The organism is Salmonella sp. SAL04213 (assembly GCF_046550535.1).
Lineage (GTDB): Bacteria > Pseudomonadota > Gammaproteobacteria > Enterobacterales > Enterobacteriaceae > Salmonella > Salmonella enterica.
This window is the reverse complement of sequence record NZ_JBGDXS010000005.1, coordinates 34,296-57,672: the sequence shown is the minus strand read 5'-3', so window position 1 is coordinate 57,672 and position 23,377 is coordinate 34,296. Positions and strand designations below refer to the sequence as shown.

24 protein-coding genes are annotated in these 23,377 nt (G+C 52.2%); 20 read left to right on the top strand and 4 right to left on the bottom strand.

Going from position 1 to position 23,377, the window contains the following annotated elements:
* Nucleotides 1–104: 104 nt before the first annotated feature.
* A complete protein-coding gene (cvpA, locus tag ACLJPQ_RS13970; protein WP_000262102.1) occupies nt 105–593 on the top strand; it encodes a colicin V production protein in 489 nt (162 codons plus the stop codon).
* A gap of 37 nt (nt 594–630) precedes the next feature.
* Entirely contained in the window at nt 631–2,148 is a 1,518-nt protein-coding gene (gene purF / locus ACLJPQ_RS13965; protein WP_000334205.1) for an amidophosphoribosyltransferase, read from the top strand.
* A gap of 35 nt (nt 2,149–2,183) precedes the next feature.
* On the opposite strand, the gene ACLJPQ_RS13960 is transcribed toward purF, so the two are convergent.
* Nucleotides 2,184–3,611, bottom strand: coding sequence for a sigma-54 interaction domain-containing protein (locus ACLJPQ_RS13960; RefSeq protein WP_000168925.1), 1,428 nt, complete (start codon nt 3,609–3,611; stop codon nt 2,184–2,186).
* A gap of 210 nt (nt 3,612–3,821) precedes the next feature.
* Between ACLJPQ_RS13960 and ACLJPQ_RS13955 the strand changes: the two genes are divergently transcribed.
* The 10 genes from ACLJPQ_RS13955 to hisP all read left to right on the top strand — a co-directional run bounded on the left by ACLJPQ_RS13955 (nt 3,822) and on the right by hisP (nt 14,351).
* Nucleotides 3,822–5,219: a diaminopimelate decarboxylase family protein gene (locus ACLJPQ_RS13955; protein WP_000132309.1), complete on the top strand. Its 1,398-nt coding sequence runs from the start codon at nt 3,822–3,824 to the stop codon at nt 5,217–5,219.
* A 90-nt stretch (nt 5,220–5,309) separates the two neighbouring features.
* Entirely contained in the window at nt 5,310–6,731 is a 1,422-nt protein-coding gene (locus ACLJPQ_RS13950; RefSeq protein ID WP_000072512.1) for an APC family permease, read from the top strand.
* Nucleotide 6,732: 1 nt separating this feature from the next.
* Nucleotides 6,733–7,836, top strand: a complete 1,104-nt coding sequence (locus tag ACLJPQ_RS13945; protein ID WP_000281907.1) for an alanine/ornithine racemase family PLP-dependent enzyme — start codon at nt 6,733–6,735, stop codon at nt 7,834–7,836.
* Nucleotides 7,837–7,899: 63 nt separating this feature from the next.
* On the top strand, nt 7,900–9,306 hold the full coding sequence (locus ACLJPQ_RS13940) for an amino acid permease (RefSeq protein WP_000380356.1): 1,407 nt from the start codon (nt 7,900–7,902) through the stop codon (nt 9,304–9,306).
* A 26-nt stretch (nt 9,307–9,332) separates the two neighbouring features.
* A complete protein-coding gene (locus tag ACLJPQ_RS13935; RefSeq protein WP_000825682.1) occupies nt 9,333–9,902 on the top strand; it encodes a UbiX family flavin prenyltransferase in 570 nt (189 codons plus the stop codon).
* 288 nt (nt 9,903–10,190) lie between these two features.
* Nucleotides 10,191–10,973 (top strand): lysine/arginine/ornithine ABC transporter substrate-binding protein ArgT, encoded by a 783-nt coding sequence (argT, locus tag ACLJPQ_RS13930; RefSeq protein WP_000754418.1) that lies wholly within the window; start codon nt 10,191–10,193, stop codon nt 10,971–10,973.
* 237 nt (nt 10,974–11,210) lie between these two features.
* Complete coding sequence (hisJ, locus tag ACLJPQ_RS13925; RefSeq protein ID WP_000731868.1) at nt 11,211–11,993, top strand: histidine ABC transporter substrate-binding protein HisJ; 783 nt, start codon at nt 11,211–11,213, stop codon at nt 11,991–11,993.
* A 180-nt stretch (nt 11,994–12,173) separates the two neighbouring features.
* The gene (locus tag ACLJPQ_RS13920; protein ID WP_000965498.1) at nt 12,174–12,860 is read left to right on the top strand and encodes a histidine ABC transporter permease HisQ; all 687 of its coding nucleotides are present in this window, start codon (nt 12,174–12,176) and stop codon (nt 12,858–12,860) included.
* Nucleotides 12,857–13,564, top strand: coding sequence for a histidine ABC transporter permease HisM (gene hisM / locus ACLJPQ_RS13915; RefSeq protein WP_000569771.1), 708 nt, complete (start codon nt 12,857–12,859; stop codon nt 13,562–13,564). Before ACLJPQ_RS13920 ends, hisM begins: the two co-directional genes overlap by 4 nt.
* Nucleotides 13,565–13,577: 13 nt before the next feature.
* Complete coding sequence (gene hisP, locus ACLJPQ_RS13910) at nt 13,578–14,351, top strand: histidine ABC transporter ATP-binding protein HisP (RefSeq protein WP_001293591.1); 774 nt, start codon at nt 13,578–13,580, stop codon at nt 14,349–14,351.
* Nucleotides 14,352–14,402: 51 nt separating this feature from the next.
* Here the strand turns inward: hisP and ACLJPQ_RS13905 are convergent, their stop codons facing one another.
* Nucleotides 14,403–15,296, bottom strand: coding sequence for a TIGR01777 family oxidoreductase (locus ACLJPQ_RS13905; protein WP_001166274.1), 894 nt, complete (start codon nt 15,294–15,296; stop codon nt 14,403–14,405).
* 125 nt (nt 15,297–15,421) lie between these two features.
* Nucleotides 15,422–16,069, bottom strand: coding sequence for a GSH-dependent disulfide bond oxidoreductase (yfcG, locus tag ACLJPQ_RS13900; protein WP_000566563.1), 648 nt, complete (start codon nt 16,067–16,069; stop codon nt 15,422–15,424).
* Nucleotides 16,070–16,211: 142 nt separating this feature from the next.
* On the opposite strand from yfcG, the gene yfcF reads away from it, so the two are divergent.
* The 3 genes from yfcF to yfcD are packed head-to-tail and all read left to right on the top strand — an operon-like array spanning nt 16,212 to nt 18,074.
* Entirely contained in the window at nt 16,212–16,856 is a 645-nt protein-coding gene (gene yfcF, locus ACLJPQ_RS13895) for a glutathione transferase (protein WP_080184845.1), read from the top strand.
* 55 nt (nt 16,857–16,911) lie between these two features.
* Nucleotides 16,912–17,463, top strand: a complete 552-nt coding sequence (gene yfcE / locus ACLJPQ_RS13890) for a phosphodiesterase (protein ID WP_000772461.1) — start codon at nt 16,912–16,914, stop codon at nt 17,461–17,463.
* 56 nt (nt 17,464–17,519) lie between these two features.
* Complete coding sequence (gene yfcD, locus ACLJPQ_RS13885; RefSeq protein ID WP_000230215.1) at nt 17,520–18,074, top strand: NUDIX hydrolase YfcD; 555 nt, start codon at nt 17,520–17,522, stop codon at nt 18,072–18,074.
* 5 nt (nt 18,075–18,079) lie between these two features.
* Here the strand turns inward: yfcD and ACLJPQ_RS13880 are convergent, their stop codons facing one another.
* Nucleotides 18,080–19,099, bottom strand: a complete 1,020-nt coding sequence (locus ACLJPQ_RS13880; RefSeq protein WP_000026949.1) for a LacI family DNA-binding transcriptional regulator — start codon at nt 19,097–19,099, stop codon at nt 18,080–18,082.
* A gap of 252 nt (nt 19,100–19,351) precedes the next feature.
* Between ACLJPQ_RS13880 and ACLJPQ_RS13875 the strand changes: the two genes are divergently transcribed.
* The 5 genes from ACLJPQ_RS13875 to ACLJPQ_RS13855 all read left to right on the top strand — a co-directional run bounded on the left by ACLJPQ_RS13875 (nt 19,352) and on the right by ACLJPQ_RS13855 (nt 23,333).
* A complete protein-coding gene (locus ACLJPQ_RS13875) occupies nt 19,352–19,795 on the top strand; it encodes a PTS sugar transporter subunit IIA (RefSeq protein WP_023137725.1) in 444 nt (147 codons plus the stop codon).
* Nucleotides 19,796–19,875: 80 nt separating this feature from the next.
* Nucleotides 19,876–20,148, top strand: coding sequence for a PTS sugar transporter subunit IIB (locus ACLJPQ_RS13870; protein WP_000699818.1), 273 nt, complete (start codon nt 19,876–19,878; stop codon nt 20,146–20,148).
* A 20-nt stretch (nt 20,149–20,168) separates the two neighbouring features.
* Nucleotides 20,169–21,560, top strand: a complete 1,392-nt coding sequence (locus ACLJPQ_RS13865) for a PTS ascorbate transporter subunit IIC (protein ID WP_001518515.1) — start codon at nt 20,169–20,171, stop codon at nt 21,558–21,560.
* Nucleotides 21,557–22,387 carry a transketolase gene (locus ACLJPQ_RS13860; protein ID WP_001103256.1) on the top strand — a complete coding sequence of 277 codons (831 nt, stop codon included), beginning with the start codon at nt 21,557–21,559 and terminating at the stop codon, nt 22,385–22,387. Before ACLJPQ_RS13865 ends, ACLJPQ_RS13860 begins: the two co-directional genes overlap by 4 nt.
* Nucleotides 22,380–23,333 carry a transketolase family protein gene (locus tag ACLJPQ_RS13855; RefSeq protein ID WP_000593026.1) on the top strand — a complete coding sequence of 318 codons (954 nt, stop codon included), beginning with the start codon at nt 22,380–22,382 and terminating at the stop codon, nt 23,331–23,333. The genes ACLJPQ_RS13860 and ACLJPQ_RS13855 overlap by 8 nt, the downstream gene beginning before the upstream one ends.
* The last annotated feature ends 44 nt before the right edge of the window (nt 23,334–23,377 follow it).

The following is a 23,377-nucleotide window of genomic DNA, read 5'->3' as shown; positions in this document are numbered from 1 at the left end:
CATTTTTATTTACGCGTGGGAAGGAAATCCCTACGCAAACGTTTTCTTTTTCTGTTAGAATGCGCCCCGAACAGGACGACAGGGCGTAAAATCGTGGGACATCTATGGTCTGGATTGATTACGCCATTATCGCGGTGATTGCTTTTTCCTGTCTGGTTAGCCTGATCCGCGGCTTTGTTCGTGAAGCGTTATCGCTGGTGACGTGGGGTTGTGCTTTCTTTGTCGCCAGTCACTACTACACTTACCTGTCTGTCTGGTTTACGGGCTTTGAAGACGAACTGGTTCGTAATGGGATTGCTATCGCGGTACTGTTTATCGCGACGCTTATCGTCGGCGCTATCGTGAATTTTGTGATAGGTCAGCTAGTAGAAAAGACCGGCCTGTCGGGAACTGACCGGGTGTTGGGGATCTGTTTCGGCGCACTGCGAGGCGCGCTGATTGTCGCCGCCATTCTGTTCTTCCTTGATACCTTTACCGGCTTGTCGAAAAGCGAAGACTGGAGCAAATCGCAGCTCATCCCGCAGTTCAGCTTCATCATCAGATGGTTCTTTGACTATCTGCAAAGCTCGTCGAGTTTCTTGCCCAGGACGTAACAGGTTCTGAGATGTGGCTTAACGAGGAAAATGACGTATGTGCGGTATTGTCGGTATCGCCGGTGTTATGCCGGTCAACCAGTCGATTTATGACGCGTTAACAGTGCTCCAGCATCGTGGTCAGGATGCTGCCGGTATCATCACCATTGATGCGAATAACTGCTTCCGCTTGCGTAAGGCAAACGGGCTGGTGAACGATATTTTTGAAGCTCGCCACATGCAGCGTTTGCAGGGCAACATGGGGATCGGCCATGTGCGCTACCCTACCGCAGGCAGTTCCAGCGCTTCCGAAGCGCAACCTTTTTACGTTAACTCGCCGTATGGCATCACGTTGGCCCATAATGGCAACCTGACTAATGCGCACGAGCTACGTAAAAAGCTGTTTGAAGAAAAGCGCCGTCATATCAACACCACCTCCGATTCCGAAATCCTGCTCAATATTTTCGCCAGCGAGCTCGACAACTTCCGTCACTATCCGCTGGAAGCCGACAATATTTTTGCCGCGATTGCCGCGACTAACCGTCAAATCCGCGGCGCCTATGCCTGCGTGGCGATGATTATCGGCCACGGCATGGTGGCTTTTCGCGATCCGCACGGCATTCGCCCGTTAGTGCTGGGCAAGCGTGACGTTGGCGATGGTCGTACGGAGTATATGGTCGCTTCTGAAAGCGTGGCGCTGGATACGCTGGGCTTTGAATTCCTGCGCGATGTCGCGCCGGGCGAAGCTATCTATATTACCGAAAAGGGGCAGCTGTTCACGCGCCAGTGCGCGGATAACCCGGTCAGTAACCCCTGTCTGTTTGAGTACGTTTATTTTGCTCGCCCGGACTCCTTTATCGACAAGATCTCCGTCTACAGCGCTCGTGTGAATATGGGCACCAAACTTGGCGAAAAAATCGCTCGTGAATGGGAAGATCTGGACATCGACGTCGTGATCCCTATCCCGGAAACCTCCTGCGATATCGCCCTGGAAATTGCCCGTATTCTCGGCAAGCCGTACCGCCAGGGATTTGTCAAAAATCGTTACGTGGGACGTACCTTTATCATGCCGGGCCAACAGCTACGCCGTAAATCCGTGCGCCGTAAGCTCAATGCTAATCGCGCAGAATTCCGCGATAAGAACGTCCTGCTGGTGGATGATTCCATCGTGCGTGGCACCACATCAGAGCAGATTATCGAGATGGCCCGGGAAGCCGGCGCGAAGAAGGTTTATCTGGCGTCCGCCGCGCCGGAAATTCGTTTCCCCAACGTCTATGGCATTGATATGCCGACCGCCAATGAGCTGATCGCGCATGGTCGCGAGGTGGATGAGATTCGTCAGATCATCGGCGCAGACGGGCTTATCTTCCAGGATCTGAACGATCTGATCGAAGCCGTGCGCGCGGAAAATCCGGATATCCAGCAGTTTGAGTGTTCGGTATTTAACGGGGTATATGTCACCAAAGACGTAGACCAGCAATACCTCGACTTCCTGGATTCATTACGTAATGACGACGCCAAAGCGGTGCTGTTCCAGAACGAAATGGAAAACCTGGAAATGCATAACGAAGGCTAATGGCTTTGCCAGCGGCGCAATGCCGCTGGCCGATGTCAATTACGCACCACGCCGAAGCGAATAGCGTATTTTTGTACTTTGTACTGTAACGTGGTGCGGGATACGTTAAGGCTGCGGGCCGCGGCGGCAATATTCCCCTGATGCGTATCCAGCGCGGTTTCTATTAAATGCCTTTCGTAGTTGGCAACCCGTACCTCCAGCGACCCTTCATACTGCGGATCGGGTGACGAGGGAAGGGGATTTTCCGGCGCGGTTTCCGGTACGCCTAAATTTAACTCGTCCTGTTCAAAAATGATGTGTTTGAGCAGCCCGTCTTTTTCCTGCATGATCATGCTGCGTACGATTGCGTTTTCCAGCATCCTGACATTACCCGGCCAGGCGTGATTGAGCAGATCAGCACGCGCCGTCTCGCTTAATCCGTGAATGTCCTGCGGCACGTCATTACGGTATTTATCAATAAAATAATTCGCCAGTAAGGGAATATCTTCCGGGCGGGCGCGCAGCGGCGGTAACGTCAACATTCCGACGCTCAACCGATAAAAAAGATCTGCCCGCAGGCGTTCTTGTTGAATTAATTTGACGGGCGCTTCGTTCATGGCGGCAACGATCCTGACATCAGAGTGGAGTTGCTGTTGTCCGCCGAGCCGCCAGAAGGTTTTATCCTGCAAGAATCGCAGCAGCTTACTTTGCATCTCTATCGGCATGGCGTTCAGCTCATCAAGAAAGAGCGTTCCCCCGTTTGCCAGTTCCAGATAGCCCTGGCTATTTTCCGCGCCGGTATAGGCGCCGCGCACGGTGCCGAAAAGCGTACTTTCGATAAGCGTAGGCGGTAGGGCGCCGCAGTTCAGGGCGATGAAGGGTTTATTCGCCCGCTTGCTGCATTGATGTATCAGGCGGGAAAATAACTCCTTACCCGTTCCCGTCTCCCCGACAATCGTCACCGGAATATTACTGGCGGCCAGCCGTTTGGCTTTGGCGATATTACTGAGCATTTCCGGGTTTTCGGTAATAATGGCATGGTGCTTCTCATGGTGATCGGCATACAGCAGTTGGTTCAGTTCTACCACCTGCTCCTGGAGCCGCCTGACGCCAGACATATTCCTGCCGATTTCGATAACGCCGACCATGCCGCCATCGCTTGCATAGAGCGGCGCGGTGGTGTGCTGATAGTCAACGGCCTGGCCTCGCGCATTGTAATAAATTTGATAATGGCCAATGTATTCCACGCCTTTTTTTAACGATGAAAGCATCGTACTTTGCGTCTCTTTCATGCCCGGATAGACATCCAGCATATGTTTTCCCATTGCCCGTTCAATACTGTAGCCGTCCAGATCCGCGCTTTCCTGATTGTAGTAAACGTATTCACCACGCTCATTAATGACGGCCAACGGCTGATGAATCAAATCGAAAAAGCGGGAAAACATCCTGAGCGCCGAGGCCAGTTCCTGATTGGTGGATGCCATACACGCATTCCTAATATCTATTGTTCATGTTGCCATTATAAAAGTGACGAATTTTCGTCGTTGTGATGAATAGCAAACTCAATGACGAAAATGAGGAAAAACTTATTTTTATAAGTAATTGATTATTTTTATAAAAAATAGTGGCATGCCTTTTGCTTTATCCCTGTAAAGAATGCGGATTTTTACCATAAACATTAAGCAGAGGGCGTTATGACTGACTCGATTATGCAGAATTACAACCAGCTACGTGAGCAGGTAATCAACGGCGATCGCCGTTTCCAGCACAAAGACGGTCATTTGTGTTTTGAAGGGGTCGATCTGGACGCACTGGCGCGCCAGTACCCCACGCCGTTCTATGTGTTTTCTGAGCCGGAGATTATTCGTAACATTCATGAAATCCAGCAGGCATTTGCGGCGCATAAAAATACCAAAACCTTCTTTGCATCAAAAACCTGCTCGGTCATGGGGGTGTTGAAAGCCATTCGTGACGCCGGAATTTGCGCGGAGGCAAACTCACAATATGAGGTTCGCAAGTGTCTGGAGATAGGCTTTCGCGGCGATCAGATCGTCTTCAACGGCGTGGTGAAAAAGCCTGCCGATCTGGAATATGCCATCGCCAACGATCTGTATCTTATTAATGTTGATAGCCTGTATGAGCTGGAACATATTGATGCCATCTCTCGCAAGCTGAAGAAAGTCGCCAATGTTTGCGTCCGCGTAGAGCCGAATGTTCCCTCGGCGACGCATGCGGAACTGGTTACCGCTTTCCATGCGAAGTCAGGTCTCGACCTGGAACAGGCGGAAGAAACCTGCCGCCGCATTCTGGCGATGCCTTATGTGCATTTGCGCGGCTTGCATATGCATGTGGGCGATCAGGTGCCGGAGTCAGAGCCTTTCGCAAAAGCGACTAAAGTGCTGGTGGATGAATCCCGTCGCCTGGAAGAGGTGCTCGGTATTAAATTTGATTTGATTAACGTGGGCGGCGGAATTCCGGTTCCCTATAAATATGACGACGAGAATGGCGACCCGTTAAAAGATAATATGTATGCCGGTATTACCGCCCAGGATTTTGCCGATGCGGTCATTCGCGAAGTGCATAAATGGCGTACCGATGTGGAAATATGTATTGAACCGGGGCGTAAAGTGACCGGGTCGGCGGCGGTTTTACTGACGGAAGTCTCCTGCGAAAAACGTAAAACAAATTACGATCTTAACGGCAATGTGGAATGCCACGTTGAATGGAAATTTGTCGACGCTGGTTACAGCGTACTCTCTGACAGCCAGCATTTTGACTGGTTCTTTTATGTCTATAACGCCTCTCGCATGACGGCAGCGCACGACACCTGGATAAAATTAGCCGGGCCGCTGTGTGATGGCGGAGATTATTTCCACATGGGAGTGAAAGGTGAAGAGTTTTTACTGCCGAAGGAGACTCATGTTGGCGATATTGTCGCGTTTCTTGACGCCGGGGCATACACCATTGAAAGTCAAACCGTTTATAACAACCGTCCGCGCACGGGCGTGGTGATGATCGATAAAAATGGTGAGACGCGTCTGATTCGTCGGGAAGACAGTTACGAAGATATGGTCAAGTACGACATTTATTAATACTGTTTTGGGCTTCAGTTTTATGCTGAAGCCCGTCGTCAGATGATAAGAAGAGGGCAGTGATGCCTGAATGCATAACAGGAGATGGCCATGAGTAACACGAATTCTGGCTTACTTGGCATCAAAGACATTGTCTTTATGAATGTCATCGCTATTCTGAGTTTGCGGCAAATCCCTAACGTGGCGCCTTACGGGGCATCGGCCATGTTGTTATGGGTGATCGCCGCATTCTGCTTGTTTTTTCCTTTAGCGATGGTATGCGGCGAGCTGTCAACCGGCTGGCCGAAAGATGGCGGGATATTTGTCTGGATTAAAGAGGCATTTGGTAAACGTATTGCATGGATTGTCGTGGTTTGTTTTCTCTTTTCCTGCGTACTGTTTTTCCCATTAATGCTGCAATTCGGCTTTACCGCGTTGGGCTATATGATCGGCGGCGGCCTGGCGGAAAATAAAGCATTTATCGGTATTGGTTCCGCGGTAATTTTCTGGCTATTAACGCTGATGAATATCCGCGGGATGGAATGGACAAAAATTATTAATAGCATCAGCGCCTGGTGCGGCGTATTTATTCCCTCCGCCATCCTCATTTTACTGGCGGTGGTATGGCTATGTACCGGACACCAGATGCAGACGGACTACACTACAGCGAAAAACTGGATTCCGGATCTCGGGCACTGGGATACGATCGTTTTCTTATCCAGCATGATGTTTGCGTTTGCCGGACTGGAGGTCGCCCCGATGATTGCCGGGCGTACCCGTAATCCACAGCGTGATTTTCCGCGAGCGATGGCCGTCTCTGCCGCCGTTATCGTTGGGATCTATATGGTCGGCACCTGGGCGCTAAATACGCTTTTACCCGCCGGGAAAACCGACATCGTGGCAGGCGTCATGCAGGCTATGCATGCTGCTGCGGACACGCTGCATATGCCGTGGTTAATTCCTGTTATGGCCATCTGTATGTTTTTTGGCGCTCTCGGGCAAATTAACTCCTGGCTGGTGGGGCCGATTTATATGCTCCAGGAAGCCTCGCGTGAAGATAATCTGCTGGGGGACCGAATCGGCAAATTACATCCGGTGTGGAAAACGCCCGCCTTTGCCTTGACTGTACAGGCGATTATTGTCACGGTCCTGTGTTTTTCGACTTTTATTTCGCCAAGCGTTGCGGCGGCTTACTGGATGTTAACAGCGCTAACGACCATCACCTATTTTATTCCTTATCTGGTGATGTTCCCGGCGTTCTGGCGTTTACGTAAGACTCAGCCAGATACGCCAAGAAGTTTTAAAATTCCGGGCAAGGTTTTACCGGCTATTTTACCCGCGCTGGGCTTTCTTTCTATCGCCTTTGCCGTTGCGCTGTTATTTATTCCGCCTTCTCAAATTGATATGGGCGGATATTTCCAGTACGCCGGGAAAATTATTGGCGGAGCCGTGCTGGCGGTTGTCGTCGCGGAGTACATTTACCATCGGGCGCAGAAACGTAATGCCCGTTTAAGCATGGCGGGAGGAAAATAAAATGTATATGCCAGTTCTGGAAATAAATCTACGCAAGCTGGAAGAAAACGCCCGCACGGAAAAAGCTCTGCTGGCAAGTAGCGGTATTGACGTGATGGCTGTCAATAAAGTTTTTGACGGCTGCGTGGAAACCGCGCAGGCGGTATTCAACGGCGGAATTACCGTTATTGCTGAATCACGAACCTATAATTTGAAAAAAATACGCGAGACAGGATGTACAACCTGCCTGTTACGCAGCCCGTGTCTGAGTGAAATCGAAGATGTGGTGCGCTACGCGGATATTAGTTTAAATAGCGAGCCGGTGGTATTGCGGGCATTATCGCAAGAAGCCCAACGCCAGGGGAAAACGCATCAGGTATTACTGATGGTGGATATGGGCGATTTACGCGAGGGTATCTGGTTTGGTGAATATCAACGCATTCTTGAGACCGTGACTCTGATTACTGGTCTGCCCGGTCTGGAATTATATGGACTGGGCACCAACTTTAATTGTTACGGCACCGTGTTGCCAACGGTAAAAAATGGCGAGGATTTTCTGGCGCTGGCCGCCCGGCTGGAAGCCGACAGCGGTATTCCTGTCCGGCGGCTTTCTGCGGGAAACTGCACCAGCTATCACCTGCTGGATAAAGGTATCTGGCCGCAGGGGCTGAATCATCTGCGCATCGGCGGACTGCATGAATTCGGCATTGAATATGTGGACATGAAATACCTGAATGAATTTCACCACTCCGCAAAACCGGTCGATAAAGCCTGTTCCGATATGTATATCCTGGAAGCGGAAATCATCGAACTGAACAGTAAACCGACCGTCCCGGTCGGGGAGCTGGGCGTCGATGCCTTTTTGCAAAGTAAAACCTTTGTCGATCGTGGCATACGCCGACGCGCATTGCTGGCGTTTGGTCGCCAGGATGTGCCGTCGGATAACTGTGTGCCATGCGACGACGCTATCACTATCTTAGGGCAAACCAGCGATCATACGCTGGTGGATATTGAAGATTGTCGTCAGTCGCTAAAAGTAGGCGATGTGGTTCGCTTTGAGCTGGATTATACGGGCCTGTTAATGGCCTGCCAGACCAAAGGCGTCGCCTGGAGGTTTACGCGTTAACGCATAACCGCCGCGGCTATGTCGCGGCGGCATCTTTGACCTCACGAAAGACAGGGAGTAACGATGGATACCCTGCAACAATCTCCGCCAGCAGAGCCTGAAGGTGGTCTGCGGCGTAACCTGAAGAAGCGGCATCTGCTGATGATGTCGCTGGGCGGCACGATTGGCACCGGCTTATTTATCGGCATTGCCGAACCGTTAAGCAGCGTCGGGCCGGCGGGAACCTTACTGGCCTATCTGTTTGCCGGAACCATTATGCTGGCAACGATGATGTGTCTTGGCGAATTATCATGCGCCTTTCCTCACTCCGGTTCATTTCAACATTACGCGCTGATGTTTATGCCGTCACCTTGCTGGAGCTATACCATTGGCTGGCTTTACTGGTTTAGCTGGGTCTTTTCCCTGGCAGCCGACCTCACTGCCGCAGGGTTTATTGCTCACCAGTTTTTCCCCGCGGTTCCGGTATATATGTTCTGTCTGGCGATTCTGCTCATCCTGACGGCCATCAATCTCACCTCCGCAAAAAGTTTTGGCGAATGCGAATACTGGCTTTCGGCCATTAAGGTCTTCGCGATCGTGCTGTTTATCTGCGCGGGCGGGGTCATGATCTACTCGCTAATGGGCCATAGTGACTGGCACCCGACGTTAAAAACAGACGGAATGTGGTTTCCCCACGGTTGGGAGCAAATTGTGGTCTGTATGACGATCGTGATTTACTCCTTCCAGGGGGTGGAACTGGTCGGAAATGCGGCAGGGGAGACCGAATCGCCGCACATTATTTTACCGAAGGTGATCCTGGGGATCGGTCTCAGAATCATTTTGTTTTACGGCCTGGCGATTGCGGTGCTGGCGCTGGTCTATCCGCATGAACTGACGCCAAATGGACAAAGTCCCTTTGTATGGGTATTCTCCCACGCGGGCATTCCCGGGGCGGATACGCTGATGACGCTGGTGATCTTTTCCGCCGCGGTTTCTGCCGCTAACTCGGCCATTTACGCCAGTTCGCGTATGCTGTGGTCTATGGCGGGCGATCGCTTTGCGCCAGCCTGCTTTGGGAAAACGAACGGCGGCGGCGTGCCGGTGTATGCTATTTTAATCACGGCCTTGCTGGCGTTGGTGTCGTTGCTGACCCGCTATATTCCCGCACAGCAATTTTATTTATATCTGATCGCCAGTACCGGGCAGGTGGGTTGCCTGGCATGGATAACCATCGGATGGTGCCAGTATCGTTTCCGACAATCGGTGCGTAATGGAACGTACGCCAGCGATTTGCTACGCTATCGATCGCCGCTTTTCCCCTGGACGGCCCGATTTGTCATTATCACCAATTTTGCCATTATGGTCGGCACCTGGTTTAGTGAGCAAGGGGTAGTGATAATGTTGGTTGAGCTGGCTTTTATGATAGGGATTCTTTTGTCATGGTATCTCTTCAGACCCACTTTGAGCCGATTACGTAACACAGTGGGATGAACGGCGCTCGTAAACGGTAAGAGAACATGAAACGACTCATTGTAGGAATTAGCGGCGCCAGCGGAGCGATTTATGGCGTGCGCTTATTACAAATTTTGCGCGATGTCGATAGCGTGGAAACGCATCTGGTGATGAGCCAGGCGGCCCGGCAAACGCTGGCGCTGGAGACCCATTTTTCGCTGCGCGAGGTGCAGGCGCTGGCCGATGTGACGCACGATGCGCGCGACATTGCCGCCAGCATTTCCTCGGGCTCTTACCCGACGGCGGGAATGGTTATCTTGCCTTGTTCGATTAAAACGCTGTCGGGGATTGTCCACAGTTATACTGACGGACTGCTTACCCGCGCGGCGGATGTGATATTAAAAGAGCGGCGACCTCTGGTGCTGTGTGTGCGCGAAACGCCGCTGCATATCGGGCATTTGCGTTTAATGACCCAGGCCGCTGAGATAGGCGCGGTGATTATGCCGCCGGTTCCGGCTTTTTATCATCTTCCTCAGACGTTAGATGATGTTATAAATCAAACGGTTAACCGAGTTTTGGATCAGTTTGATATCCCCCTTCCGCACGATCTTTTTGTTCGCTGGCAGGGCGCATAGCGTTGTCTGTTTAGCGTGCATTATTGTCCCTGTTGCCCTGTTTCAGGGCAATTTTGTAACCGCGATCATATCCTCAACATTTAATTCGTTAAAAGCCGTCGAAACGCTGCGGTTCAACCGTCATACCTGCTATCTTCAACATCAGGACAATATTGCAACGTTTTATTAACAAATTTAACGTCGAATCGTTTTGCTGACGTGAAAATGGCATAAGACCTGCATGAAAAAGTCTGCAAACACACAACACCACGTAAAACATAAGAAAATAACGCTACTTGAGGGGTATGTATGAAGAAGACCGTTCTCGCTTTGTCTTTGCTGATAGGTCTGGGCGCGACGGCGGCCAGTTACGCCGCGCTTCCGCAAACGGTTCGTATTGGAACAGATACCACCTACGCGCCTTTCTCATCGAAAGATGCCAAAGGCGACTTTATTGGCTTTGATATCGATCTCGGTAATGAAATGTGTAAGCGTATGCAGGTGAAATGTACCTGGGTCGCCAGCGACTTTGATGCGCTTATTCCCTCACTAAAAGCGAAAAAAATTGATGCCATTATTTCATCGCTCTCTATCACCGATAAACGCCAGCAAGAAATTGCGTTTTCCGACAAACTTTACGCTGCGGATTCACGCCTGATTGCGGCAAAAGGGTCTCCCATTCAGCCGACGCTGGAATCGCTGAAAGGCAAGCATGTCGGCGTGCTGCAAGGGTCCACGCAAGAGGCTTACGCCAATGATAACTGGCGCACAAAAGGTGTGGATGTGGTGGCTTATGCCAACCAGGATCTTATCTATTCCGATTTAACTGCCGGTCGTCTGGATGCCGCATTACAGGATGAAGTCGCCGCCAGCGAAGGTTTCCTGAAGCAGCCAGCGGGCAAAGAGTATGCGTTTGCCGGTCCTTCCGTGAAGGATAAAAAATATTTTGGCGACGGGACGGGGGTTGGGCTGCGTAAAGACGATACCGAGCTAAAAGCCGCGTTTGATAAAGCGCTGACCGAACTGCGCCAGGACGGAACTTACGACAAAATGGCCAAAAAGTACTTCGATTTTAATGTCTACGGCGATTGAGGGAAGGGGATAACGCGCCGCGCTGGGGAACTATCACGGTGCAAAATAGATGTTTTGCACCTTTTTGGTGCATAAGCCGTTGCGGAACAGGCGCATAAATGCATACTTAATCGATTTTTATGCAAAATAAACCGGCTGACAAGGTAGAATGCTTTGCCTTGTCGGCCTGATTAATGGCACGATAGTCGCATCGGATCTGTAAAGATCTCCTGGAAAGACAGTCTGTTGAGGATAGTTATGAAAAAACTGGCGTTATCCCTTTCTCTGGTGCTGGCATTTTCCAGCGCTACCGCAGCATTTGCCGCTATTCCACAAAAGATTCGTATCGGTACCGATCCTACATACGCGCCGTTTGAATCCAAAAATGCACAAGGTGAATTGGTCGGCTTTGATATCGATCTGGCCAAAGAGCTGTGCAAACGTATCAACACACAGTGTACGTTCGTGGAAAACCCGCTGGATGCGCTGATTCCGTCTTTAAAAGCGAAGAAAATTGATGCCATCATGTCCTCGCTGTCCATCACTGAAAAGCGCCAGCAGGAAATCGCGTTTACCGACAAGCTTTACGCCGCTGATTCCCGTCTGGTGGTGGCGAAGAACTCTGATATTCAGCCGACCGTCGCGTCGCTGAAAGGCAAGCGCGTTGGCGTGCTACAGGGGACGACGCAGGAGACCTTCGGCAATGAGCACTGGGCGCCGAAAGGGATTGAGATCGTCTCTTACCAGGGGCAGGACAACATTTATTCCGATCTGACGGCTGGTCGTATTGATGCAGCGTTCCAGGACGAGGTCGCGGCCAGCGAAGGTTTCCTTAAACAGCCCGTCGGAAAAGACTATAAATTCGGCGGCCCGGCGGTGAAAGATGAGAAGTTATTCGGCGTAGGAACCGGTATGGGGCTGCGCAAAGAGGATAACGAGCTGCGCGAAGCGCTGAACAAAGCCTTTGCTGAAATGCGTGCTGACGGTACTTACGAAAAGCTGGCGAAAAAGTACTTTGATTTTGATGTTTATGGCGGTTAATCACCGTCGGTGCAGATAAAGCCCAAAGAATGTTGACTGTCTGCATTGCCTGATGGCGCTGCGCTTGTCAGGCCTACGGAGCATCGTAGGCCGGGCAAGGCACAGCCGCCATCCGGCGTGATGTGAGGCAAAAATGCAAAAGAGGCTTCTTACTTCACCACACACAACAGGACAGGCTGCATGTTGTACGGGTTTTCAGGCGTAATTTTACAGGGCGCGATCGTCACGCTGGAACTGGCGCTCAGTTCCGTGGTGCTGGCCGTGCTTATTGGTCTTGTCGGCGCGGGGGCGAAGCTTTCGCAAAACCGGGTTACGGGGCTTATTTTTGAAGGATACACCACCCTGATTCGCGGGGTGCCGGATCTGGTCTTAATGCTGCTGATATTTTACGGATTGCAAATCGCGCTTAACGTGGTGACCGATTCGCTGGGTATCGACCAGATAGATATTGATCCAATGGTGGCCGGTATTATCACCCTTGGTTTCATTTACGGCGCCTATTTTACCGAAACCTTTCGCGGCGCGTTTATGGCGGTGCCGAAAGGCCATATCGAGGCGGCGACGGCCTTTGGTTTTACCCACGGGCAAACCTTCCGGCGGATTATGTTCCCGGCGATGATGCGTTACGCCCTGCCGGGGATCGGCAATAACTGGCAGGTGATACTCAAAGCGACGGCGCTGGTGTCGCTGCTGGGCCTGGAAGATGTCGTCAAAGCCACGCAGCTTGCCGGTAAAAGCACCTGGGAGCCTTTCTATTTTGCCGTGGTCTGTGGACTTATCTACCTGGTATTTACCACCGTTTCCAATGGTGTGCTGCTCTTACTTGAGCGTCGCTATTCCGTGGGCGTGAAGAGGGCCGATTTGTGATTGAGATCATTCAGGAGTACTGGAAATCCCTGCTTTGGACGGATGGCTATCGTTTTACCGGCGTGGCGATTACGCTGTGGCTGTTAATTTCATCGGTGGTGATGGGCGGTCTTCTGGCGGTGATTCTGGCGGTAGGTCGCGTTTCCAGTAATAAATTCATCCGTTTTCCCATCTGGCTGTTTACGTATATTTTTCGCGGCACGCCGCTGTACGTACAGCTACTGGTGTTCTATTCGGGGATGTATACGCTGGAGATAGTCAAAGGCACCGATCTTCTTAACGCGTTTTTCCGCAGCGGACTGAACTGTACCGTACTGGCGCTGACGCTGAATACCTGCGCGTACACCACGGAAATTTTCGCCGGGGCGATTCGCTCGGTGCCGCACGGTGAAATTGAAGCGGCACGGGCCTATGGCTTCTCGTCATTTAAAATGTATCGCTGCATTATTTTGCCGTCGGCATTACGCATCGCCTTGCCTGCCTACAGCAACGAAGTGATTTTAATGCTGCACTCTACGGCGCTGGCGTTTACCGCGACGGTGCCGGATTTGTTGAAAATCGCCCGCGATATTAACTCAGCGACTTACCAGCCGTTTACCGCGTTTGGCATTGCCGCCGTGTTGTATTTACTCATTTCGTATGTCCTGATAAGCCTGTTCCGTCGGGCGGAAAGACGCTGGTTGCAGCACGTGTCCTCTAAATAATTCGAGTAACATGATGTCAGAAAATAAATTACACGTTATCGATTTGCACAAACGCTACGGCGGTCATGAAGTGCTGAAAGGGGTATCGCTGCAGGCCCGCGCCGGAGATGTGATTAGCATCATCGGCTCGTCCGGCTCCGGTAAAAGCACTTTTTTGCGCTGTATTAACTTCCTCGAAAAACCGAGCGAAGGCGCGATTATCGTGAACGGTCAGAACATTAATCTGGTGCGCGACAAAGACGGGCAGCTCAAAGTGGCGGATAAAAATCAGCTACGCTTGTTGCGTACCCGCCTGACGATGGTGTTTCAGCACTTTAACCTCTGGAGCCACATGACGGTGCTGGAAAATGTGATGGAAGCGCCGATTCAGGTACTGGGATTAAGCAAGCACGACGCGCGCGAGCGGGCGTTGAAATATCTGGCGAAGGTGGGGATTGATGAGCGCGCTCAGGGCAAATATCCCGTCCATCTCTCCGGCGGCCAACAGCAGCGCGTTTCTATTGCGCGCGCGCTGGCGATGGAACCTGACGTTTTACTGTTCGATGAACCTACTTCGGCGCTCGATCCTGAACTGGTCGGCGAAGTGTTGCGCATCATGCAACAACTGGCGGAAGAAGGCAAAACGATGGTGGTGGTCACGCATGAAATGGGCTTCGCTCGCCATGTCTCTTCGCACGTTATTTTTCTGCATCAGGGGAAAATTGAAGAAGAGGGCGATCCGGAGCAGGTGTTCGGCAATCCGCAAAGCCCGCGTTTACAGCAATTCCTGAAAGGCTCGCTGAAATAAAAGAAGCCCGGCGGCGCATCGCTCACCGGGCAGGATACGGCGCTTTGGGAACTAGCGAATCACATCCGCCAGCGCCTCTTCTAAATCATACCAGCGAAATGCGAATCCGGCGGCTTCAAGCCGTTTTGGCAGCGCCCGCTGTCCGCCCAACACCAGCACTGACGACTCTCCCATCAATAAGCGAATTGCCGTCGCCGGAATGCGAATAATCGCCGGACGGCGCAGCGCGCGACCCAGCGCATGAGCAAAATGCTCATTATGGACGGGATACGGCGAGACCATATTGAAGGGACCGCGAAGATCGTTATCCAGCAGCCACAGAATGCCGTTGACCATATCGTCGATGTGAATCCAGGCCAGATATTGCCGACCATTACCCACCGGACCGCCGAGTCCAAGGCGAAACGGCGGAACCATTTTCCCCAGAATCCCGCCTTGCGGCGCCAGGACAACGCCGGTACGCAGCAGGCAGACGCGGGTCTGGTCGCTCTGCGCACGACAGGCAATCTGTTCCCAGCGGGCGCAAAGTTTATGCGTAAATTCGTTGTGCGGCGGCTCATCTTCAGTGACGACAACGTCGCCCAGATCGCCGTAATAGCCCGTGGCGGAGCCGGATATCAACACCGAGGGCGGCGTAGCGCTGGCATGAATTAAATCCACCAACTTTTGCGTGATAGCCCAGCGGCTTTGGCACAACCGTTCTTTTTGTTGCGACGTCCAGCGCTTGTCGGCAATCGGTTCGCCCGCCAGATTGATGATGGCATCAATCTCATTGAGGTGCTCACGTTCCGCCAGCCCTTTCCATAATGTCACTCTGGAATCGAGAATCTGACGCGCGTTATCGGGATTGCGCGTAACGACCGTCACCTGGTGCCCCAGTGTTAACAGCCGGGGAATGAGATGACGACCTATCAGGCCCGTACCGCCGGTAATCAGAATCTGCATATGACCTCCAGAGTAGGGAGGATTTCCTCTTCCCTAATGTCAGGTTTTTAATACGAATAAGGGTGCCGGACGCAGGTTTTTTCCGTGTATACACCTCTACATCATACATGATGTATGCCACCGCGTTACGCTTTCGTACTGTTACAGTGCAGTTGCGCTTGTAACAGTGCGCGCGCTGTCGCAGGACGTGTGCGAATGCGTTCAAACCAGTTATACACCGCCGGGTAGGTATCAAGATCGATTCGCTGACGCTGATGTGCGTTAACCCACGGCCAACTGGCGATATCCGCAATACTGTAGTGGTCGCCGCCCAGCCACGGGGAGGTTTCCAGGCGTTTATTCAGGACGTTGTATAAGCGTTGCGTTTCAACCTGATAGCGTTCAATCGCATAGGGGATGGCCTGCGGCGCAAAATGGTTAAAGTGATGATTCTGGCCCAGCATCGGCCCTAACCCGCCGACCTGCCAGAACAGCCATTGCAGCGTGGTATGGCGTTCACGCAGCTCCCCGCTAAGCAGTTTGCCGCTTTTTTCCGCCAGGTAGAGAAGAATTTCGCCGGATTCAAAAAGACTAAGCGGTTGACCGCCGTCTGCCGGGGCGTGATCGACGATGGCAGGAATTTTATTATTGGGAGAGATAGCCAAAAAATCAGGGCGAAACTGATTGCCCTTGCTGATATCTACTTTTAGCAAACGATACGCCAGCTCCGCCTCTTCCAGAAACAGCGTTATTTTATGCCCGTTGGGCGTGGGGGCGTAGTAAAGGTCAATCATTTTGGCTCCTGCATGTGCGTAAAGAGTCTGGGCTGAATTAAGTATAGAAAGCCTCCTGATGTGTGTGAGTTTTCATCAGGTGACAGCAGGCGAAAGACGCTATATTTTGGGAAGAAACTTAATACGCCCTCAAGAGGACATTATGAGTAAGCCTGTTATTGTGCTGTGGTCGGATGCGAACTTTTTTTCTCCCTACGTCTTGTCCGCCTGGGTGGCATTACAAGAAAAAGGGCTTTCCTTTACTCTGAAAACCCGCGATCTGGACCAGGGAGAACATCTGCAACCTGGCTGGCGGGGATATACGCTGACGCAGCGCGTACCGGTGCTTGAGACCGACAATTTTGAGCTGAGCGAGTCGTCCGCTATTGCGGAATACCTGGAGGAGCGTTTCGCGCCGCCGCAGTGGGAGCGTATCTACCCGCACGATTTACAAAAACGCGCCCGCGCGCGACAGATTCAGGCGTGGCTACGCAGCGATTTACTGCCGCTTCGCGAAGAACGGCCTACCGACGTGGTGTTTGCCGGGGCGAAAAAAGCGCCGCTAAGCGAGGCTGGAAAAGCCAGCGCGGCAAAACTGTTTGCGACGGCTGAAGCGCTATTGGGGCAGGGGACGCAAAATTTATTTGGTGAATGGTGCATTGCCGATACCGATCTGGCATTGATGATCAATCGTCTGGCGCTGCATGGCGATGACGTGCCGACGTCGCTGGCGGCGTATGCGACATTCCAGTGGCAGCGTGCTTCCGTACAGCGTTTTATTGCGCTTTCCTCGAAGCGTTCAGGCTGAAAATCTATTCATATTCCAGTATCATAACGCCGTTTTTCACAACGAGGAGTGAGCGATGAAACTGATGTTCGCATCGGACATTCATGGTTCTTTACCCGCCACGGAACGCGTGCTTGAGCGGTTCGCGCAAAGCGGCGCGCGTTGGCTGGTGATATTAGGCGATGTCCTTAACCACGGCCCGCGAAATGCGCTGCCTGAAGGCTATGCGCCCGCCCAGGTCGCCGAACGCCTGAACGCGGTGGCGACGCAAATCATTGCCGTGCGCGGCAACTGCGATAGCGAAGTGGATCAGATGCTGCTGCATTTCCCGATAACTGCGCCGTGGCAGCAAATATTGACGCAAGAGAGGCGGCTATTTTTAACGCATGGGCACCTCTTCGGGCCGACGAATCCGCCCGCTCTGCATACTGGCGATGTGTTGGTTTATGGTCATACGCATCTGCCAGTGGCGCAACAGCAGGAAGGGCTGTATCACTTTAATCCTGGGTCAGTGAGCATTCCGAAAGGCGGGTATGCGGCAAGCTACGGTATTCTGGATGATAATGTGTTGAGCGTAATCGCACTCAATGATCAAAGTATCATTGCGCAGGTTGCAATTAACTCGTAATTTACCTCACAAACGTAAATGCGCCGTAAGAGCGCCAGAAATAAGAAGGTTTCCTGATGGTGGAACAGCGTCGTTTGGCAAGTACGGAATGGGTGGATATTGTGAATGAAGACAATGAAGTCATTGCACAGTCCAGCCGGGAACAGATGCGTGCGCAACGCTTACGGCATCGTGCGACGTATATCGTCGTTCATGATGGTATGGGTAAAATTCTGGTGCAGCGTCGTACCGAAACAAAAGATTTTTTGCCCGGTATGTTAGATGCTACCGCAGGCGGCGTGGTCCAGGCTGATGAGCAGCTACTGGAATCTGCCCGCCGCGAAGCGGAAGAAGAGTTGGGTATTGCAGGCGTGCCGTTTGCCGAACACGGTCTGTTTTACTTTGAAGACCAACATTGCCGGGTTTGGGGCGCGCTGTTTAGCTGCGTTTCCCACGGGCCTTTCGCGCTTCAGGAAGATGAAGTCAGCGAAGTGTGTTGGCTGACTCCGGAGGAGATCACCGCGCGCTGTGATGAGTTTACGCCGGACTCGCTCAAAGCGCTGGCGCTGTGGATGACCCGCAACGCCAAAAACGAAGCTGCGCTTCAGGAGAAACCGGAAGAGACGGAATAAGCGTTTTAGCAGCTTTCCCGCATACATAAACTGGAGGCGATGGATTTTCGATCGCTCCAGTTTCCCTGATTTAACCTTTCCAACAGCGCCCGTCCGGCTTCACTGCCAATCTTACGGTGTGGTACGGCCATGGTGGTTAACGGCGGCTGGCAGACCCGGCTGACATCGCTATCGCCAAACCCGACCACCGCTAAATCGTCCGGAACTTTGATCCGCCGTCGTTGGCACTCGTATAACGCGCCGCAGGCCAGCTCATCCGATACGCATACCAGCGCGTCCAGCTCCGGCCACGCCAGTAAAAACTCCGGCAGTTGCGACGCGCCGGTAGAAAAATTGGGCGGCAAAGCGGCATTAATCACCCGGTTTGGCGACATATGGTGGCGAAGCATCGCTTTGTACCAGCCGTGCAGATGTTGCTGAAAAATCCACTGTTCCTGATTGGCGCATAGCAGCCCGATATTCTGATAACCGCGCTGAATCAGCATTTCCGTCAGCTCATACATTGCCGCAACGTTATCAATACCGATATTCATATCAATAGGATCGCTGCGAATCGCGCCCATCTCCATCACCGGGATAGAGGCATTTTTCAGCCACTGGCGCACGGTAGTGCTATGTTCGACGCTAAGCAGAATCGCCGCGGCAATGTTGGAGGCCAGCAGCGTTTCGAGCAGCTTCTCCTCTTGTTCCACGCGATGCTGCGATTCCGCCAGCATAATCTGGTAGCCAGCGGGCTGTAAAATTTGTTGCAGCCCGGCGAACATTTCAGAACACCCCGCTTCCGCAAGGTTCGGTACGACCATTGCGATGGTGTGCGAGGAGGCAGACGCCAGCGCGCTGGCGGCGAGATTAGGCATATAGCCCAGCTCATGCACTGCCGCTTCGATTTTTTCCCGGAGTTTATCAGAGACCTGTTCCGGCGTGCGTAAGGCTCGTGATACGGTCATCGTGCCTACACCGGCAAGTTGGGCTACATCGGCGATAGTCACTTTACCGGTACTGCGCCGTTTACGGGGTATCGACATACAAATTCCTGCGTCATTACAACATGTTGAGATGCTTTTTTATTGTCGTTCTTTGCTTCGCATGACTGGCAGTATACGCCTTAAATCCGCTTTTTTGCTGTGATTTCACACCATGATTTTAATTTGATAGCGCTATCACAATTCTGAGTAATAGTCGCTGGTAGCGCTATCTTTGTGATAACGATCGCAGCTAATATCGAATGGCTTGAATAAAGTTTGTTCATAATTTCATACACCGTGGGGGCGAATAACATGCTGGGAACCTGGTTATCTGACGCAACCATCACGCTACAGGAGAGCGTGGAAACGTGGCCGCAGGCGCTGGAAATTTGCGGCAAACCCCTGCTGGACGCAGGTGTTATCGCACCGGAATACCTTACGGCGATTGTTCAGCAGCACCAAAAGCTTGGGCCATATTATGTATTAGCGCCAGGGTTAGCGATGCCGCATGCGAGGCCGGAAGAGGGGGCGAAAGGGTTAGGTTTATCGTTACTGAAACTACAGCGCGGCGTTTCATTTGGCGCAGACGAATTTGATCCGGTTGACATCATTATTATGCTGGCGGCGCCTGATAAGCACAGTCATATCGAAATGATATCGGCGCTGGCGGAATTATTTTCCAGTGATGTAGATATGGAAAAATTACATCAGGCAAAAAACCTGGAGGACATTAAAAAGATTATTGACCGTTTTTGATTTTATTCCATTTTCTTGCGGTAAATAACATTACGCCCGTGCGTGATGCAGACCAACTCTACTTTTAAAAGGTGACAATAATGAAAATCATGGCAATTTGCGGTTCCGGCCTGGGTAGTAGTTTTATGGTAGAAATGAACATTAAAAAAGTATTAAAGAAACTCAATATTGACGCCGAGGTGGAACACTCCGATCTCTCATCGGCCACGCCCGGGGCTGCCGATCTTTTTGTAATGGCCAAAGATATCGCGGCCAGCGCCAGCGTACCGGAAAGCCAACTGGTGGTGATCAATAACATCATCGACATCAACGAACTGGAAACGCAGCTGCGCGCATGGTTCGCTAAACAATAATTATTGCTGGCGAGGTGGATATGTTTATCCTTGAAACGCTGAATTTTGTTGTTGATATTTTAAAAGTGCCCTCGGTGCTTGTAGGGTTAATTGCGCTGATTGGTCTGGTGGCGCAGAAAAAAGCGTTTTCCGATGTGGTGAAAGGCACGATTAAAACCATTTTAGGTTTTATTGTGCTTGGCGGCGGCGCAACCGTACTGGTGGGTTCATTAAATCCGCTAGGGGGTATGTTTGAACACGCTTTTAATATTCAGGGTATTATTCCTAATAATGAAGCGATAGTCTCAATCGCGCTGGAAAAATATGGCGCGTCCACGGCGTTAATTATGGCATTTGGTATGGTGGCCAATATTGTCGTGGCGCGCTTTACGCGTCTTAAATATATCTTTTTGACCGGGCATCACACCTTTTACATGGCCTGTATGATTGGCGTAATCCTGACCGTGGCGGGGTTTGAGGGCGTAGGGCTGGTCTTCACCGGATCGCTGATCCTGGGGCTGGTGATGGCTTTCTTCCCGGCGTTGGCCCAACGTTATATGAGGCGGATTACCGGTACCGATGACATTGCGTTTGGTCACTTCGGTACCCTGGGATATGTGCTTTCCGGCTGGATTGGCAGCCTGTGTGGTAAAGGCTCCCGCTCCACGGAAGAGATGAACCTGCCGAAAAACCTCAGTTTTTTACGCGACAGTTCTATCTCGATTTCGCTGACCATGATGATTATCTATCTGATCATGGCAGTCAGCGCAGGGCGTGAGTATGTCGAAGCGACGTTTAGCGGCGGGCAAAACTATCTGGTGTACGCCATTATCATGGCAATCACCTTCGCCGCCGGCGTATTCATCATTCTGCAAGGCGTCCGTCTGATTCTGGCGGAAATTGTTCCGGCCTTTACCGGCTTTTCAGAAAAACTGGTGCCAAACGCGCGTCCGGCGCTGGACTGCCCGGTGGTGTATCCCTATGCCCCTAACGCGGTACTGATTGGCTTCCTGTTCAGTTTTCTCGGCGGGCTGGTGGGTCTGTTCCTGCTTGGACAGATGAAGCTTGTGTTAATCCTGCCAGGCGTTGTACCGCACTTCTTTACCGGCGCGACCGCAGGCGTCTTTGGCAATGCCACCGGCGGTCGCCGCGGGGCGATGATCGGCGCATTTGCTAATGGTCTATTAATCACTTTCCTGCCAGTGCTGTTACTGCCGGTTCTCGGCGCGATCGGCTTCGCCAATACCACGTTCTCGGATGCTGACTTTGGCGTAATCGGTATTTTGCTGGGCAACCTGGCGCGTTATCTGTCGCCGATGGCTATCACGGGGCTGGTGGTGGCGCTATTCGCGCTACTGGTGGCGTACAACGTGTTGGCCAAAAACAAAAAAGCGAATGCCGAAGTGCAGGAAAATAGCGGAGCGAAAGAATGAACGTAACCGAAATCACCCAACTGGCGCGCGACATTCGCGTCGCCACGCTCAAATCCTTAAACCATCTTGGCTTTGGTCACTATGGCGGCAGCATGTCGGTAGTGGAAACTCTGGCGGTTCTGTACGGCGCGGTGATGAAAATCGACCCTGCCGACCCGGACTGGCCGGAGCGCGATTACTTCGTGCTGTCGAAAGGCCATGCGGGCCCCGCGTTGTACAGTACCCTGGCGATTAAAGGCTATTTCCCGCTCGAAGAGCTGAATACGCTTAACCAGAACGGCACCCGTCTTCCCAGCCATCCGGATCGGCTAAAAACGCGCGGCGTGGACGCCACGACCGGCTCACTGGGACAGGGCATCTCTATTGCGGGCGGAATGGCGCTGTCGCATAAACTGGCGCGGCGACCCAACCGGGTATTTTGCATTGTCGGCGATGGCGAGCTCAATGAAGGGCAGTGCTGGGAGGCGTTTCAGTTTATTGCCCACCACCGCCTGAATAATCTGACCGTTTTCATTGACTGGAACAAACAGCAGCTTGACGGTGAGCTGGAGGAGATTATCAATCCGTTCGATCTGGAAGGGAAATTCCGCGCGTTTGGTTTCGATGTCGTCACCGTCAAAGGCGATGATATCGCCGGACTACTGGCGGTGGTTCAGCCTGTGCCGCCCGCCGATGCCCAGCCACGGGTTGTGATCCTTGACAGCATTAAAGGGCAGGGGGTGCCATGCCTGGAGCAGTTAACGAATTCTCACCACTTACGCCTGACGGATGGCATGAAGCAGACGCTCAATGAGGCCATTCATCAACTGGAGGTCATGCATGATTAAGCTTGCGCCCGCAGGGCTTAAAGACGATATCGAAATGCGCAAAGTTTACGCCGGTTTTGTCGCCGGGCAGATTGAGGCCGGAAGCCCAATTATTGCGCTTGAGGCTGATTTAATGAGCTCAATGGCGATGGACAGCGTGGCGCGTGACTACCCGCAGCATGTCATTAACTGCGGTATTATGGAGGCGAATGTGATTGGCACGGCGGCGGGACTGGCGCTGACCGGTCGCAAACCGTTTGTGCATACTTTTACCGCTTTTGCCAGCCGTCGCTGTTTTGATCAGCTCTTTATGGCGCTGGATTATCAGCGTAACAACGTCAAAGTGATCGCCTCCGATGCCGGAGTGACGGCGTGCCATAACGGCGGCACCCATATGTCTTTTGAAGATATGGGGATTGTTCGCGGGCTGGCGCACTCCGTAGTACTGGAGGTGACGGATGCGGTGATGTTCGCGGATATTTTACGCCAGCTAATGGACCTGGACGGTTTTTACTGGCTGCGTACCATCCGTAAGCAGGCGCGGAGTATCTATGCGCCAGGCTCTACCTTTACCATTGGCAAGGGCAACGTACTGCGCGAGGGCGATGATATTACGCTTATCGCCAACGGCATTATGGTGGCGGAGGCGCTGGAGGCGGCGCGCCAACTGGAGCAGGAAGGTGTGAGCGCCGCGGTCATTGATATGTTCACCTTAAAGCCTATCGATCGCATGTTGGTGAAAAACTATGCGGAAAAAACGCGGCGTATCGTCACGTGTGAAAACCACAGCATCCATAATGGACTAGGGTCAGCGGTGGCGGAAGTGCTGGTGGAAAACTGCCCGGTGCCGATGCGTCGTGTTGGCGTCAAAGAGCGTTATGGGCAGGTAGGAACGCAGGATTTCTTACAACAAGAGTACGGACTCACCGCCGAAGCGATTGTAGAAGCCGCGAAATCACTGCTTTAATCATGAAGATATTGCCGGATGGCGCTGATGCTCATCCGGCATTT